Here is a 16,791-nt window from a genome sequence, read left to right on the forward strand (position 1 = left end):
TTTCTCACCTTTATCCTTTTGCTTTAAGAGTGTAATTTCCGTTAGTATAATCATATCTATAATTTACATCATATTGATTTGTTGTATATAATTTCTTTTTATTTTGAGAATCTATTTTTCTTAACATTTCAACTATTTTTAAAAAATCAATAAAATTTCGTTTAGTTGGTCTGATTTTCTTATCATATTCTTTATAAATATATTCTAAATTGTAAGAAAATTTTACTATTTGAATTGCATTCAATTTATTTTTATAATATTCGATTTCCTCATCAAATTCACCTATTTCAGCATCCATATATTCGCCATCTGTAGGTAAAATATCCTCTGAAATATCTTCTTTTTTTACTTCACAATATTTAGTTTCTTTTCCATCATAACTAACCATTAATTTAATTTCACAACCTTTAAGAAAAGAATCCCTTATTGTGATCTTATTTGTTAATAAATCTATTAACGTTTTATAATCCACCTGAGTTGCAATCCAATTCATACTTTTTTCATTAACTTCACAGCAAATAAACATATACGCTTCATTATTCATTTCACATGTAAACAATACAGGATAAGTACTTTCAAATAGTATCTGTTGAAGTTTCATATTTCTATAATTATCATTATTTTGTAAAATAGTTTCAATATTCATTGTTATACACCTCGAAATCTTTAAATGGCTCTGCATCCTCATAAAGCCACCAATCTACATGTGACCCTTTATATTTTTCACCAATATTTTTTTTCCATTCTTTAGTTTCTAAACATATTCCATAGCTTGGATTTGTAAATCCCTTCGCTATAACAAATGGCTTTTTATACTTGCTTGTCATTGTCATAAATCTTTTAATATCTCTATACTTTGTACATACAGATAATGAGTATTGAGAAGGATCATCTTTTCTTTCCTCATCTAATAGTTTAAATCCATTTTCTTCAAATGAATTCAAAAATGATAATCTATCAACCTTGCCTGTTGGACATGCTCTAAAAACGTCTAATCTTTGTTCCCTTGCCCATTCAGGAATTATAAAATTTTTAAAATAAGCAGGAAACTTCTTCTTCATAATATCTTCCATTATCTTCACCTTACATTTGTATCAATTATATTATATCATATCTTTTAAACAATAGAATGATAATTTACTATCTATATCATTTTATTAATTTTAAATATTTAAATGATAATCATTTATAGGATTTTTTTCTGTCATTATTTCTTTTTGTTTGAAATATGTAACATGTGTGTAAATTTGTGTTGTTGAAATTGAGCTATGCCCTAAAATACTTTGTATATATCTAATATCTACTCCTTTTTCTAATAATGTTGTTGCAAAGGTATGTCTAAACATGTGTGGTGTTACATGTGTTTGTAAAGATAATTCTTTCTCTAACTTATTTAATAATATTCTCACGGTCTGCTCGGACAATGGTTGACCAAATTTATTCAAAAAAAAGTATTCACAATCTATATTTTCTCTATAAAGTTGCATATAAGTTTGACAAAGTTCAATAACATCTGTATTTCCTACATACAAAATTCTTTCTTTTGATCCCTTGCCAACTATTTTTAATGATTTTTCTTGTAAATTAATATCTTTTAATTTTATATTGCATAATTCGGATATTCTTACTCCCGTTGAAAATAATAAACATATTATAGTAATATTTCTAAAAGCTATTTTCTTTTGAAAATTTGTTTTTGAATTATCTACCTCATTTAGCAAATACTGAATAATTTTACTAATATACTCTTTATGTATTGTTTTAGGCAACACTTTTGGTTCTTTTATTTTTGTCCTTATTTTTTGAAATGGCGAATATTCTACTATTTCTGTATATTCTAAGTAAGAATAAAATGCTTTAACACTAGCTATCTTTCTTTTTATAGTTTTACATTTAGTATATTTTTTATTTAAAAAATGAATATAATCCTTTATTATTTTTGTAACTTCTGTTGAACCATCTATAAAATCAATATATTGTTTTAAATCAATTTTATATGCCCTTAGCGTTTTATCACTTAATCTTTTTCGCAATAAACAGTCTTCATAATAAGTTTCTAAATATTTTTCCAATTCTTCTTTTTTCATATTTATTTCTCCCTTCAATATAATTAAGATTATATTGAAGGAAAATACACGAAATAAAGATATTTTTATAATTTAATAATTTAACATTTAGCGTTTTGTAACTCAGTTAGGTGATCTTTATTACTAAGAAATTCATCTAAATCATGTTCATTTTTAAATAATTGTACACTTTCATATGTTTTATTTTCATCATTCTCTTTTAAAATCAAATGAATTTTTTTTGTTTCTTCAGAGTTTTCAACTTCATCAACAAACAAATTAAAATAACTTTTTAATTTTAATACATCTATTTTTTCCCCTAATAGATTAAAACTGTATTTTTCAGAATATTCTAAACATAAATTTCTTTCTTTTTTTTCTTTTACATCTTTGATAAACCATTCTGGTATGTTCTCATACGAAAAAGATAATGTATTTATTTTTTTATTAATCCTTAATGCTTTATTTTCTATAAACGATTTATATAACAAAAGTATATTATCCAAATCATTCTTATCTAATAAGTCATTAGTAATTGTAAAACTTAAGCCCAGTGTTTTTTCTATTTGATAAACCTTATTCCATAAATCGATTAATTTTTCTCGCTTTTCATATTTTTCATCTTTACCTTTTGAACCTTTAATATAAGTATCATTAATATACATTCCATTATTAAATAGCGATTGCATAAAAATTAATGTTTCAAGATATTCTTTAATTGTAGTATTTTGCAATTTATTTATTTCTATATTGAATTTAATACGTTCATTATCTATCTCGTAATTAATGAGGAGCTTCGAATCGGGTGAAGTTACAAATCTTTTTTTTGTTAAACTATCAATAGGTTTTTGAATAAATGTATAAACGTATGATTCTTCTCCATTACCTATTTTTAATTTAATACTTTTATTCATTTTTTCTGGAAAAATCACCAATTTTTCAGGTATAGGATCTGCTACAGTATCTTTAGAAATTATAAATTCATTATTATCGATTTTTTCATTATTAATAAATTGTTGAAAATTTTTTAGAGGTTTTAAAGTTAATGGCCTTTGAGAGTTATAAGAATAATCTATCAAATCCTCCATTGTTAATTTTTCTTTTTGACATTTAACTTTAATTTCATCTAGATTCTCAATTTCAAAATTTTTAAATCCTAATTCAACCTTTCCATTTGTTGCTTCTAACATATATGTCCCATTTTCTTTATAAACATATTCCAAATTCCCATTCCATTTTTTAGATAATTCTTCCAATACAGATTGTGGTAGAAAACCATCATTATAATTTTGATTTTTAAAATTTTTAATAAAATTTGCCATCAAAAATCACCCTCCATTTCTTTCCAAATACATATTTTTGTTATTAATAAATCCTTTTCCTCTTGTGTACAATCTAATTTTTTTATTCTCTTTATCATATTTTTTCTTTGACTATCATTATTTACAAAAATATATTTAATATCTTCATAATCAAACTGTAAATAATATCCTTTATCTTTAATTATTTTATTATATGATTCTATAATATTTTGGTGATTAATTACGTTTTCTTCTACAATAATTTCTCCAAAATCTAATCCGTTGATTTCAGGTACATATCGCCATTCTTTTTCGTCTGTAAAATCTTTTATTCTTTTTGTTTTCAAATCCCTTCCAATTGCAGGTTTCATATATTTAAAAACATAATTTGTCATTTCGCCTATATCTGCTAATACGTCATCATCAGATGAATATCGCATAGCAGCATTATATGACTTTCTTATTGAATTATAAAAAGAAGACTCTTGATTATAATAAATTACTGGTTGTAAGTTATTTCTTATTCCCCATTCTTTTGTTAAACCTATGCAATATGTACCATATTCTTTTTTGTGCGCTTGAACCATATGTAAAGGAATATTACAAAAACATTTCATCGCAACACTAATATTTTTTATATCTAAATCTAAGTATTCTAGACTTTCTTTACAATATCTAGGATAAATCTTTTTATCACTTATCATTTCATTTAAATAATTAAACTTATTTACAAAATGAAAGAAAGTATTTGCACTTTGATAGGAAACAGGAAATTTATCATCTGATGTTATACCTATAGGTTTAGTCCTTATTACATTATTATTTCTACCCATTTTTATCACCTTCTATATTTTATTACCTAATGATATCACTATTATTTTTTATAAACAAGTTCCTCAATTTTAGTACTGATAAATAAAAATTATCTCTAATTGTTATTTCATTTTTCTTTTTTTCCATTTTTTTCCTCGTCCATCAAATAATATTTCTACTACCAATATATATGTTGTCTTATTTTCTTTTTAAATTCGATATTAAATGAGTAAATAATTAATTATAATGACTAAAATACACATAATTATTTTCAAATTTCCATATTATATCCCTTTATTGAGATTTTATAATTTATTCAATTTATTATTTGATAGCAAGTTTAGTAATTAAAAAATATCAAATTGATTAAACTTAAATGTATTGCATAAAAAATTTTGAAATTTTCATTTTTATAAAATGTACTAAATATTATAAATAAAGGTACTTACTCAAAACTGGTTATTCCACTCTGGTTAATCACTTATTCCAATTAGGTTGACCAAGTATTCCGACAGACTTGATCAACTGTTATTTTTCATAAAATTTCGATGGGATTAATCAATCATTCCGATGAACTTTACCATCTAAAAGTTTTGGCTGTTAGATATCAGATAAAGCACTTATACAAAAATTCACTAAGCTATCCTGCACTAACAAATTGAAAACATAGGCTTGCTGAGTTTAGTATTGCGCTAACAAAAAAACTCTTGTTATACTAGAAAAGTCCACTCAATACGTTGAATAAGTTCACTTTACCAAAATATTAAATATGTTTATAAAGTCACTAGAATTTAAAATATTCCTCTTGCAATAATTTCCATATATAAATTGATTAGATAGGAACTGTTAAATATTTCATTTCAATGTCTACATTGTGTTAATCAAATGACGACATTGTATTAATGAAAATGATGACAATAAAACTTGCTTTTAAACATGATTTGATTATTATTTTTTTGTTTACATTGATTAATTTTCATTAATACAAATCAATGAAAATATTTTGTAGATACTATGCTTATTTGCATTTTAATTTTATAAGAAAAGGAGTCTCTATTATATGATTGGTCAACCTAATCAGAATGGTTGGTCAGGTGTATCGGAATTGATGATCAGGATTAATCAGTATCACTGATCAGCTACGCTATAATAATCAGTTAAAAGATAAAAAAGGAATCTATTGCAAAATTAAATAATTAAAATAATACACAGTTGTTTTTTCAAAAAAAATATTAAAAATTGTATTTTAATATTTACATAATGAAATTACTCTACTAAAAACACTCCTATCCATTATAATAATTCCTCAAGCAATATAATTTTGAAGGCAATAATCGAAAAATAGATATTGGTGATAAAATATAATATCCTATTTTTTATAATTTTAATAACAAAAAAGATGTTACAATTTTAAATTTCATCATAACATCATTTTTCTTAAATTTTGTATTACGTAATCCTATCTTATTAAAAATTTAATTTTATTAATTAATTTTCTTTTTATTTTTGAACAGTTTTCATAATTATCATCAATCATTTCACTCTTATTTAAATCATAATATAAATCATAATTTAATATAACTTCTTCTAAATAACGTAAAAAATTATTCATTTTTTTCTTTTGACTCATTAAAATATCTAAGAATAATTTTTTCTCAATCTTTTCAAAAATAAATACAACTAATGTAAATAGGAAATATCCCATTATTGCTAATATCAAGATAGAAATCCAAAAGTCTGTGCCTCCACTTTTATTAACTGCAAAATTGCTTATTTTAAAAGCTTCTGCAATTTGAGATAATATCAATGTAATAGTAATTGTCGTAAAAGGAATGACTACTTTCATATTTGAGTTATTTAATATTTCATTTCCTATTTCACTTTCATGTCTTTGAGCAAATTGGTATAAGTTAATAAGATCTTCTTTTTTTATACCGTTTAGATAATTCTTTATAAATTCTTTCTTATCATCTTCTAAAATATCTCTTATCATTTCACTAGTCTTTCGTAAAAATATATATTTTTTTTCATAATTATCTTTATCTAAATTACTATATTCCTTAAGTATCTTTTCCCCCAAAAAATATTCTCCCACGCTCATTACAACCAACACGATGACTGTATAGAATAATAAAAATATCATATAAAAAATATATACATTTTTTTCTGCAAAACATAATCTATTTAGAATTTTTCCAACATCCAATCCACTATCATTAAAATATGACAATAAAATAAATAAAATTATAGAAATCACTGCAATACTTATTATTTCAATGTTATAGATATATTTGTAAAACCATCCTGTTGTTTTTTTAGATTTTTTTGCTAAATCATTAAGAACTGCTCTTCTAGAACATTTTTCATCAAACCGCTCGCATAGATCATCTACTTTTATAATTTTCTTTTCAAACTCCATTTATTGTATCTCCTTTTAAATATCTCATACATTATTTATAATAATACAAAATAAAAAGAATTATTAATAGTATTTAATCATAAGCAGTCAATTTTTAACATAAGATGTATAATTGAACATTAAAATTTTATATAAGGATAACAATACTAAAAAAAATAATCATTATAAACCTAATAATTAATAATTTAATTTTTTCATTTAAATTTAAACAAAGAAAAGAGATAGCTTTTTTGCTATCTCTTAAGTTACTCAACTATTGACACAAAACACATTTTATAATTAGATATTTTTCATTTTACAAAGTATATTTTTCTTTTCAAATATTTTTCTTATTCCCTCATATTGACTTTTTGTAGCATTTTTCTTTTCAAAATAAAGAACTGCACCTGCTTTAGTCAACATCATAATAAGTGTTCCTGTATCAATTACTTCTTTTATAGTTTTATACTCTATGAAAGTATGTTGTGATTCTTGTATCATATCAATACCTTCATCTAAAAATACCAAATCAAAAGAAATTTCTTCTTTTTTAAATATTTCTTTTTGAAGGTTTATTGTTTTTTTTGCAAAATAATAAATTTGCACTTCAAGAATAATTATTGCCATTGGTAAAACAAAAACCATCCATAACTTAAATTGATGCATAAGCACATTTATCAATAATAATGCAACATAGACTAATATACATATTTTAAAAGCTAACCTAATTTTTGGTGGAAACAAAAATCTTCTGTTATCCTTTACTATTTGCCAATTTCTTTTATTATCTTTTATCACAATTTCCATACTTAGCCCTCCTTATATTATTTTACAGTGTACTCGAATTATAACATATTCTCTTTCTAAATAGAATATTAATGTTTTACGCAGGAATAAGAATTTTTTGTGCAACAAAAAATGCTTGCATAGCAACTAAATAAGTACCACCTGCAAATGCTAATGATAAAATTACAATTGCAGCTACACTTACACTTACTTCTGCTACTCTGTTCCAATCAATTTTATATTTAGGTTGTGATGATTCAGTAGGAATGGCGGGAACTAATTTGAAACTAATTTCTACTGTCATTTCATCATCTACTGAATCAGAATCCGGTAAAATATCGTCTGTTGTTACAACAAATGTGTAAACTGGATAACCATCTTCTGATACTCCTAATTTCATTCCAATTTTTCCTGTTGTTACTGAAACTGCCACTTCTTTTAAACTATCAATTGTTCCATCTAATAATTTTGAAGCATCCCCATTGAGTTCTATTCCTGTTGATAAATTATCAATTTGATTTTCACATGTTGTAGTTAATGTGCCTTTATTATCAACTTCAATATAAATCGGTTTTCCTTTAAACTCATTATCTGGTGTAAATGAATTTGAAATTTTTGTAGATACATAAATTGTACATGCTTCTGTAGGAACAGCTGCAATTAAAAATTCTTTTTCATATACAATATTTGCTTTTACGACTTTATTTAAATATCCTAATGGTTCTAAAACATTATAAATAAATTGATCTCTTTGTACATTTCCCAAAACATTTCCATTTTTTTCTTCCAATTGATCCGGCGACATGTAAGTAACTTTATCGAATGTTGTAAAACCTTTATCTCTTCCAGAATATCCTACCTTATCTAAATCAAATGAAGGACTTGATGGGAATTTTCCCCCATTATCTGTATTTAATTCAAAAAATTGATCAAATGCCCAATTTTTTGGAATTGGATAACCTAAATTACAACTATATCCACTAGACATATCAGCAACGAAGGAATACTCTGCTAATCCTTTTTCACCAATATATGAACAAATATATCTAGGTGCATAAATACCAATCTTATAATTTTTAGTATTTGTTTCACTATTAAATACTAAATTTAATTTTTTAAAGTAAGGTACAATAAATGACGTCATTTGTGCAGCATAACAGTCAAAATCAACTGCAAAATATATAACAGTTCCTGATGGCACACCGATTCTTTTAGCTGCTGCAATTGCTGTATGGCCATCGATTAATCCTTGTTTTAAATTTTTAAAATAATTTAATGTATATCCTCCATCTTGATAAATTGGGAATACTCTTAAACCAGCATTTTTAATATTTTCGATTTCCTCAAATGTAATAAATTTTCGTTCTCCTTTTACTTTCCCAGTTAAATATCTACCAACTACTTGATATCCTGCATTTTTAATGTCTAATGCTTGTTGCTTATTTAACACTGTAGAACAATCACAAGCTTTTGCTTTTCTATCAGTGTCTCCTTTACTTACTAATAATGATTTCATAGTTGAACAGTTTACTTCACCTAGAGTAACTAGTCCAATATCTGTTAATGCATAGAATTTTTGAAAATCTTCGACTTTTGATTTTGTTGTTGAATCAAAAATACCATCAAATCTTTCTGGGTCATATCCATTTAAATACAATCCGTATTGAACTAACTTGTTATATTTTACATAATCTCCATTTTTTCCTTGCTTTAATACACTAGGAAATTTTGCGGTTGTTTGTTTTCCAAAATTAGTTTTATCAATACTTCCCATAAATTCTGTGTAAATGCCTTCAGCCGCTTGTAATGCTGCAATAATTCCATAAGAAGTAAATCTTGAAACAACCCCATCACATGGTCCTACACCAATAATATCAGACCAATCAGTATTTAATTGTTGTTGAATTTTAACAATTTTTTTGTCTCCAGAACTTGTTTTTCTAAACCAATTAATTGATACCAATCCCATCCAGACTTTCCAATCAATAATTCCAGTTACTGGTAATCCTGCTTCACCTTGATATTGTTTTACCGCGTTTACACCAGTAGTATAATAAATACCTGTGATTCCTCCTGCATTATATCCTTTAGCAAATAATGCACATTGAATAATACAAACATTTGGATTACTTTTGTCTGTTGTATTCATTTTGGAAATATTTTTTAATTTTCTCATTTTTGATAAAGTAACATTTCCAATATTACCTGTTACAGGAGTTACACCATTTTCAATTTGAAATGCGCGAATAATTCCTTGACATAATTTTACTCCTGTAATTCCATCTTCATCAATTTTAACCCATTCACTACGATGACCATACATACTATTTAAATATTTTTGTGCTTTTAATATATTTTGATCTGCCATAATTAATTCCTCTTTTCATTTTTTTATTTGTAGAGTTTATACCGGTATTTCTTCTACATCTTTATATTAACTGCTTTCCCAAGCACTTTTGTGCTTATTAAATTCTATCTATACTATTTTTTGAAATTGCTCCCGTAACTTGACCGTTTACTCCAATTACTACCCTATCACCTTTAATTTGAATTACTTCATATTTATTGTTAAATACAAAACTTGCAATTGACTGACCATCATACCATTTTGAAGCATCCTTTACACGCACACTATCCCCAATTTGTAAATTAGTTGTTGTACTCTTTAGTTTATAAAATGTTTTAATTAAACCATGATCATAACTACAATCTAAAAATTTTGAATCTATTCCTTTTATACTTTTCAATACACCTTTTTTTGCATTAGAAGTAAATTGATGTAATAAGACATTTCCAAATGGATTATATTGAAGCTTATTACCCCAGTTATTATATCCATTATTTGATCCATAATTAGCAATCCATAATGTCCATGCAGAAAATCCTTGATTTACTAATTTAGTTTTAAACCAATCTTGATTAGCATAAATACCAACAGCATATCCTGCTTTTTCAATCTCATCACAAAACGCCTTTGCAATTTTATAATACATTTCATTACTCAAACTTCCTTGATAATCAGAATACTCTAAATCATAATAAATAACACTCACGTCATAATTACCACACGCTTTCAATGCTAAATTTGCTTCTTTTTTTGCCTCACTTTCATTTCTGGCATAGCAAAAATGATAAGCAAACAAAGGAATTCCTAATTTATTGGCCTATGAAGCATTATTACTCCACTGTTTATCAATATTTTCATCACTCCAACCAAAAGAACATCTAGCTATTACACCAGAAATACTTTCTTTAGCTTTACTTAAATCAACCTGTCCATTATGGTATGAAATATCAATAATCAAATTATTCATTTTCATTAAAATTATCAATCTTTTTTGAAGCAACTTCTAATCCTTTAACTAAAACTTGCGGAACATCGCATCCAGCTTCAACAAGATTTTCTAATATACTCCTATATTCATTTATAATTAATGAAGCTAAAACATACCATCCAAGAAATGCCAATATTGATAAATCAATATTAATTACAGCTCCTAATTCTTTAAAACATACTGGAATAACAAAAGACAACAATACTAAAATCCATTGTACTAATTTTTTCATAATTCCTTTTAATCCTGCCATTGAATTTTCCTTATTATTAATTCTTGATTTTATCCATCCTGTTAAAGTATCAATAATATTGAGCAATAAAAGTACCATAAATAAAATCCAATGCTCACCTAAAAAAAGAGTCAAAATTGTTAATATAATAGAATATAAGTTACCTATATGTTCAATAAATCTATTCATCATTCATTTTTCTCACTTTATCTATTATTTTTCTATATTTTCTTATAATTGAACTATGATTAGCATAACCAACATGAATCGATATAAGATCAAAGGACATTTTTTCAAAATTTCGTAAAGTTATAATTTCTAGTTCATCTGGTAATAACTCTTTCATCCAATTATTAACAATAGAAACAATATGTAAATAATACAAATAATCATTTTTCTCATATTTATTAAAATCTTCTAATCTTTCAATTTGCTTTTTTTGATTTAATTCATTTATATGTGATTTGGCAATAGAATATAAGTTTAGAGTAAGCTCAATTTCTTCATTAGAATAAATCATTTCTCACTTACTCCTCTTTTTGTAATTTGTAAAACGTTTTACAATTTTAATGTATTACATTTTTTAAGCACAAATGTGCTTTTCCAACATAAATTTCTATTGCAAATTGATGTCAAGACTATTAATAGGAATTTTTACTGATATAATAACTAATTGAGGTGATTGTATTCATGGAAAATACTATATATTTCAAAGATATTTCAAATTGTGACAAAAATAATTATCCTAATAAGATTTATCGAGTTGAACATTCAAAAATGCTAATAGAAATTTTAGATGATCAGCACATTCAAGGTAGTGCTCAATATTTTAGTAGCATTCGTTCAAGAAATAATTTCATTGATAGCATTAAAAATAATATTTTAAAAATCAGCATAGATGAACTTAAAAAAATTCAACATTATTGGAAAATAAAAAATGAGGCTATAGATTAAACTAACATTTATATTAGTTTTCTATACCTCTTTTCTTACTTACTTTAAAAAAGCAAGTAATTATTTTTTATTTTACAACATAAATAATACTATTGAAATCTCTTAATCATTAAAGTTTTATTTCTTTTCTATACTTATTACAGATATATACTATTTATTTTAATATTCATTTCCTAAAATTAATATTCCTATCTATATTCAAACATTAAATTGTCATAAAATTTTTTAGAATATAACACATCACATTCCTTTGAAAAATTATATAGATTTGTATCAAATGTAACAAAAATAATATCATTTGTGTTTATCATATTATTTGTTTTATTTATAACTATAGATTCGTCCATACATGTTACTATAGAATAATCTAATCCATCATTTTTCTTTATTTTTGCCCCACTATAAACACATCTTCGACACATTCTAATCCAATATTTCATGCAATTTTTTGACATTCCCATTTTTTCTAATTCTTCCACTAATCCTTTTAAATGATTATCATATTTTTCAAACACTGTTTTATCATCTTTTTTTAATTTACAAAATAGTTTATGAACATATTTTGTCCCTTTTACATTTTGTATTTTGGGAAATTTATGTCCATTTTCTTTTATTTGTGGCTCAATATATGAAATCATATTTTCCAAAAGAAAATTAAATAGGTCATCTATTTCTTTATCATACCATTCATTTTTTAATTTTAAATCCGAATAATATTTATATGAAATTTCATTTAGTTTTATTTCACATATTACACCTGATACATAATAAAAATTTCTTAAGAGTAAAATACCATAATATTCTGCGAGAAATTCTGTTATTGAAAAGCATACTTTGATTAATAACTCATTTATTTTTTTCACTTCGTACTCTCTTTTACGTTCAATAAAATGACTAATATCAACTTTATTATCTTTATATTGATCTTCAAATAACCTCAATTCAAACTCACCATCTGTATCATTCAATATAGAAAATTTTACATTATACTTATTTTTAAATTTAATAATTTGATCATAATAATAAGCAAATTGATCAATTTTTTTTGTTTTTTTAATACTTTGCCAAAAAATCTCATATAATGTTTGAGATGTAATAAAAAGATAATTCGCATTTTTACATTCATCATAAAACTTACTTTCGTTTATTTGTCTATTTTCTAAAGAAATAGTATTACTACACTCCTTTTCATTCCTCATCAAATAAATAAAAGCATTTGTATCTAATAATATATTTTTATTTTTCAATATATTCCCTCCACATCTTTAAAAAATATTATCCTTTCCTCCTTACTATAGATATATATCATATATTATAATAAACAAATACAATAAAATATAAAATCTTATAAAGGGTATAAAAGACTAGAAATCTAATTTCTAGTCTCTATTGATACATATATTTGTTATAATTTTGTTTTAATACTTTGCAATTATTTTAGGAAATGTAATCAATTAAACCATCTAAAAAATTCAAATATTTAAAGAGTTTATCTAATTCTTCATTACAAAAAACTAATACACCTATTTGATTATATAACATTTTAGATATATTTTCTGGACATTCTTCATGTTGATGTATCAATTGCAATGTAACTATAGCAGATTCCAGTTGTTTCTTTATTCCTTTTTTCAACAATTCTATTGTATCTGTCATTTCATCAATATCTTTCATAATTCATTTTCTCCCACAGGAACAAAATAACATATACTGATAAATATTATAAAAAATAGAACAAATTGGTCTTTAATCTTAATAAATAATTCTTTATTACTTAAAGAATCATTTGATTATTAATTTGACCCACTCAATTTCTTTATCATATCCTCTGCTGAATAACTTATATCTGCATCATTCTCATCATAATATTCAATATCATCAAATATTTCTGACATTTGATAATTCAATTTTTCAAATTCTTTTAATGACACTAAAGATGTATTTACTTTAATTTGAGGCTTAAAATATTTTGGGTTCTTGATTATAAATTCTAAGTTTGGTTTAATTTCATCAACATGTTCGTACTCGTTAATGCTTCCATTCATTTCAACAATAATTCCAACAGGTTCAACACCTACAATTTTAAATGCATTAATAAAATATTCATTGAATATTTTATTGTATTTAAATTCTTTTTTTATATTATTTTTATTGTCACAAACTATATTGTTTCCGTTCGTACATAATTCAATAAAAATCCATTTGTATTCTTTATGAACATACTCAATGCTATATGTTTTTCCATATCCTGCATAACCTCGATGATACTGATTTCCTGGTACAGTTAAATCAACATCAGATATAATCTTAAATTTCTTATACTCTTCTTTGAAAGTTCTTTGAATATATTCATAAAACAATGTCCTCATTTGTTCTTCAGAAACACTAGGAGTAGAAACATATACAATCAATAGAACAAAAATTGAAATAAAAAGAATAATTATTCTTTTCATACTAATTTGGAGTATTTATAATCGCCTTTAACCCTGAAACATTTTCCCAGCCATTTGTGTCACTGCTAACCCAAGCATGATAATTCTTTGTATGCTGTGCAATTTTGAAATCCCTGTAATTACTTTTTTGTGAGCCAATAGCTGTTACAAAAGCAACATGATTCCACTTTCCATCAGCTTCAGAATCATATGCAATAAACTTTCCTTTAGAAACTTTATTTGAAAATGTTTTAAAGCTGGTTGTAGAGTAAGCAACTTTCCAAGTTTTGACAAATGTATCCGCCCTTACCCAAGACGTTGAATAACTTTGAGTAGAATTATAATACCAATTACTTCGGTTACTAATTCCTCCCGCTCTAGCAATTTGAGAAGCAAAATTTGTACAGTCCCCATTAATAAAGCATGCATAAGAATAGTTATAGCTACTTGCCCATTTATCAGCATAATTTATCGCATTGGTAACATTCATTGTAGTATAAGTATTTATTGTTGCCTTTCTTTCATACTCTTTATAATATGGGCTTGTATAAGGCATAAGTACTGCCAATTCATCCATTGAATAATCATCTGTTTTAACTATTTGTCTTATTTCATTATTAAGATCACAATTATCACAAACATTAAAAAAAGTTAACAAACGTTGTGTATGGAAAGATTCACTTATATGATTTAAACTAATTTCATTTTCTAAAGCATTTTTATAATCTAACCAATTACTTTTTTCTAGGTTATCTAGATTATAATTCGTTGACAATATACTTATTAAATCATGTTCTAGACTATTAATTGTTTTAAAAGCCTCTTCATTATCAGAAAATTCCCAGTAAGTATCATTCCTTTTTTCATTAAGATATAAAACAGGACCTTTTTTTAGTTCGATAACATCTGTTATTTCTTCATAATATGGGCATTCTTGATTTTCTATTGCAAATATGCAAACAGTAGATGAATAAAATAAAGTTAAACTTATTAGTGCTGCAATAATTTTTTTCATAGTTATTAATCCTTTCTTGTAATTAAAGTAAGCGCTTCCCTCAATTAAAGTATATCATTTAACGAGCGTATGTCAACTATTACTTATTTTATATAGGTATTGAATTAAATATGGTATACATTTATAATTCTATATAGGTGATATTAATATGGCAAAAAATACAAAAGGTTTTTTTAAAATGGAGATGTTGCTATTAAAAATAATCAGTGAGGGAGACTGCTACGGCTATCAAATAGTCCAAACTCTAGATAAAATTTCAAATGGCACAATACATATAGCCGAAGGTACAATGTACCCTATTCTATATAGATTATTAGATGAAGGCTTAATCAGTGATGAAAAAAGACTGGTTGGTAAAAGACAAACTCGGATTTATTATCATATTGAGGATAAGGGCATTACACATATGCAGAAACTATATGAAGAATATTTAATAATGATTAATAGTATTGAAAGAATTATGGAGAACAAATATGAAAATGAATAGAAATTTAAATAAATATATCAAAGATTGTAAACATTTTTTCCCATTTTTATCAAAAAATGAAAAAATTTTTTTAAAAAGATTAAAAGTAAATATTGTTGAAAATATCGATTCAACTAATATAACTTATGATGATTTATGTAATAAATTTGGTTATCCTTCTGATATTATTATTTCATATTTTGAAGATCAAGACGCTAATTATTTAATCAAACAATCTCGAATAAGAAATATTTTAAAAAAAGCAATCATTATATTTACTGTAGCCATTTTAGTATGCTGTTTATGGCGTGGAATACTTATTTATAAAAGTTACCATGATTCAAAAAATTCAAAAGTAAAACATATAGAATATACAATAGAAGAGGTGAACTAATTATGAAAAAAATTATTACATTATTAACTATAGTAAGCAGTATTTTGTTTTTATCATTACCTGTATCTGCATTGGATCAAAAAAAAGAAATAATTAAATTAGATAACGGATATTATCTAGAAACAATTATAGAAGAAACATCCATGGCAAGAGCAGCTAATCAAAAAACTGCAAGAAAAACTGCAAATTACAAAAATGCTCAAGGTGCAATAATGTTTAGTGTTACTGTTACAGGTACATTTACATATACTGGTTCTTCGTCAACATGTACAAAGTCAGTTGCTGAAGCATCATCTAAAAATACCAACTGGAAAATTTCTTCAAAAAGCGCTTCCAAGTCAGGAAATAAAGCTACTGCTAAAGCAATAGCAAAAAGATATGTAGATGGTGTAGCAGTCGAAACACAAAATTGTACCGTTACATTAATATGTAGTTCAAACGGTTCTTTAAAATAATAAATATATATAAATAGCATACATTTTTTACATATTTAAAATATATTTTGTACTTTTTAAGAGGAAAAGCAAGACAGTTCAAGTCATTCTAATGTGGACCCCATGTCAAGGACAATAAATAAAAAAGTACTTAAATTTGAATAA

General features: G+C 24.8%; 20 protein-coding genes. 4 read left to right on the forward strand and 16 right to left on the reverse strand.

Translation table 11 applies throughout. The annotated features are described in order from the left end of the window. Positions 1-10 precede the first annotated feature (10 nt). From LJD34_RS08910 to LJD34_RS08965, 12 genes are all read right to left on the reverse strand, one after another. Positions 11-646 (reverse strand): hypothetical protein, encoded by a 636-nt coding sequence (locus LJD34_RS08910; protein ID WP_227359666.1) that lies wholly within the window; start codon positions 644-646, stop codon positions 11-13. Further along, the gene (locus LJD34_RS08915; RefSeq protein WP_227359667.1) at positions 636-1,073 is read right to left on the reverse strand and encodes a hypothetical protein; all 438 of its coding nucleotides are present in this window, start codon (positions 1,071-1,073) and stop codon (positions 636-638) included. Before LJD34_RS08915 ends, LJD34_RS08910 begins: the two co-directional genes overlap by 11 nt. A gap of 90 nt (positions 1,074-1,163) precedes the next feature. Then, positions 1,164-2,087, reverse strand: a complete 924-nt coding sequence (locus LJD34_RS08920) for a tyrosine-type recombinase/integrase (RefSeq protein ID WP_227359668.1) — start codon at positions 2,085-2,087, stop codon at positions 1,164-1,166. A gap of 80 nt (positions 2,088-2,167) precedes the next feature. Continuing rightward, positions 2,168-3,388 (reverse strand): abortive infection system toxin AbiGii family protein, encoded by a 1,221-nt coding sequence (locus LJD34_RS08925; protein ID WP_227359669.1) that lies wholly within the window; start codon positions 3,386-3,388, stop codon positions 2,168-2,170. Next, complete coding sequence (locus LJD34_RS08930; protein WP_227359670.1) at positions 3,388-4,200, reverse strand: abortive infection system antitoxin AbiGi family protein; 813 nt, start codon at positions 4,198-4,200, stop codon at positions 3,388-3,390. Before LJD34_RS08930 ends, LJD34_RS08925 begins: the two co-directional genes overlap by 1 nt. 1,439 nt (positions 4,201-5,639) lie before the next feature. Further along, a complete protein-coding gene (locus LJD34_RS08935; protein ID WP_227359671.1) occupies positions 5,640-6,599 on the reverse strand; it encodes a hypothetical protein in 960 nt (319 codons plus the stop codon). 279 nt (positions 6,600-6,878) lie between these two features. Beyond that, positions 6,879-7,385 (reverse strand): YcxB family protein, encoded by a 507-nt coding sequence (locus LJD34_RS08940; protein ID WP_032089855.1) that lies wholly within the window; start codon positions 7,383-7,385, stop codon positions 6,879-6,881. A 76-nt stretch (positions 7,386-7,461) separates the two neighbouring features. Continuing rightward, the gene (locus LJD34_RS08945; protein ID WP_227359672.1) at positions 7,462-9,732 is read right to left on the reverse strand and encodes a glycoside hydrolase domain-containing protein; all 2,271 of its coding nucleotides are present in this window, start codon (positions 9,730-9,732) and stop codon (positions 7,462-7,464) included. A 97-nt stretch (positions 9,733-9,829) separates the two neighbouring features. Beyond that, positions 9,830-10,513, reverse strand: a complete 684-nt coding sequence (locus tag LJD34_RS08950) for a GH25 family lysozyme (protein WP_412531084.1) — start codon at positions 10,511-10,513, stop codon at positions 9,830-9,832. 15 nt (positions 10,514-10,528) lie between these two features. Continuing rightward, positions 10,529-10,684, reverse strand: a complete 156-nt coding sequence (locus LJD34_RS08955; RefSeq protein ID WP_227359674.1) for a hypothetical protein — start codon at positions 10,682-10,684, stop codon at positions 10,529-10,531. Beyond that, complete coding sequence (locus LJD34_RS08960; protein WP_318532722.1) at positions 10,671-11,123, reverse strand: phage holin family protein; 453 nt, start codon at positions 11,121-11,123, stop codon at positions 10,671-10,673. The genes LJD34_RS08955 and LJD34_RS08960 overlap by 14 nt, the downstream gene beginning before the upstream one ends. Beyond that, positions 11,113-11,451 (reverse strand): hypothetical protein, encoded by a 339-nt coding sequence (locus LJD34_RS08965; protein WP_117845126.1) that lies wholly within the window; start codon positions 11,449-11,451, stop codon positions 11,113-11,115. The genes LJD34_RS08960 and LJD34_RS08965 overlap by 11 nt, the downstream gene beginning before the upstream one ends. A 170-nt stretch (positions 11,452-11,621) precedes the next feature. Here LJD34_RS08965 and LJD34_RS08970 point away from each other — a divergent pair, with 170 nt between their 5' ends. After that, positions 11,622-11,885, forward strand: a complete 264-nt coding sequence (locus LJD34_RS08970; protein ID WP_032089853.1) for a hypothetical protein — start codon at positions 11,622-11,624, stop codon at positions 11,883-11,885. A gap of 188 nt (positions 11,886-12,073) precedes the next feature. Here LJD34_RS08970 and LJD34_RS08975 read toward each other — a convergent pair whose 3' ends face one another. The 4 genes from LJD34_RS08975 to LJD34_RS08990 all read right to left on the reverse strand — a co-directional run bounded on the left by LJD34_RS08975 (position 12,074) and on the right by LJD34_RS08990 (position 15,332). Next, the gene (locus LJD34_RS08975) at positions 12,074-13,132 is read right to left on the reverse strand and encodes a hypothetical protein (RefSeq protein ID WP_227359675.1); all 1,059 of its coding nucleotides are present in this window, start codon (positions 13,130-13,132) and stop codon (positions 12,074-12,076) included. 190 nt (positions 13,133-13,322) lie between these two features. Further along, positions 13,323-13,559 (reverse strand): hypothetical protein, encoded by a 237-nt coding sequence (locus LJD34_RS08980; RefSeq protein WP_118487885.1) that lies wholly within the window; start codon positions 13,557-13,559, stop codon positions 13,323-13,325. 119 nt (positions 13,560-13,678) lie between these two features. Beyond that, positions 13,679-14,338, reverse strand: a complete 660-nt coding sequence (locus tag LJD34_RS08985) for a hypothetical protein (protein ID WP_117576167.1) — start codon at positions 14,336-14,338, stop codon at positions 13,679-13,681. A gap of 1 nt (position 14,339) precedes the next feature. After that, positions 14,340-15,332 (reverse strand): amidase domain-containing protein, encoded by a 993-nt coding sequence (locus tag LJD34_RS08990; RefSeq protein ID WP_227359676.1) that lies wholly within the window; start codon positions 15,330-15,332, stop codon positions 14,340-14,342. Positions 15,333-15,480: 148 nt separating this feature from the next. On the opposite strand from LJD34_RS08990, the gene LJD34_RS08995 reads away from it, so the two are divergent. The 3 genes from LJD34_RS08995 to LJD34_RS09005 are packed head-to-tail and all read left to right on the forward strand — an operon-like array spanning position 15,481 to position 16,647. Beyond that, complete coding sequence (locus LJD34_RS08995) at positions 15,481-15,819, forward strand: PadR family transcriptional regulator (protein WP_032089847.1); 339 nt, start codon at positions 15,481-15,483, stop codon at positions 15,817-15,819. Beyond that, positions 15,806-16,192, forward strand: a complete 387-nt coding sequence (locus tag LJD34_RS09000; RefSeq protein WP_227359677.1) for a DUF6120 family protein — start codon at positions 15,806-15,808, stop codon at positions 16,190-16,192. Before LJD34_RS08995 ends, LJD34_RS09000 begins: the two co-directional genes overlap by 14 nt. A gap of 2 nt (positions 16,193-16,194) precedes the next feature. Then, positions 16,195-16,647: a hypothetical protein gene (locus LJD34_RS09005; protein WP_032089846.1), complete on the forward strand. Its 453-nt coding sequence runs from the start codon at positions 16,195-16,197 to the stop codon at positions 16,645-16,647. The last annotated feature ends 144 nt before the right edge of the window (positions 16,648-16,791 follow it).

The sequence above is a fragment of the Faecalibacillus sp. MSK20_93 genome, assembly GCF_020589945.1.
GTDB classification, from domain to species: Bacteria; Bacillota_I; Bacilli_A; order Erysipelotrichales; family Coprobacillaceae; genus Faecalibacillus; species Faecalibacillus intestinalis.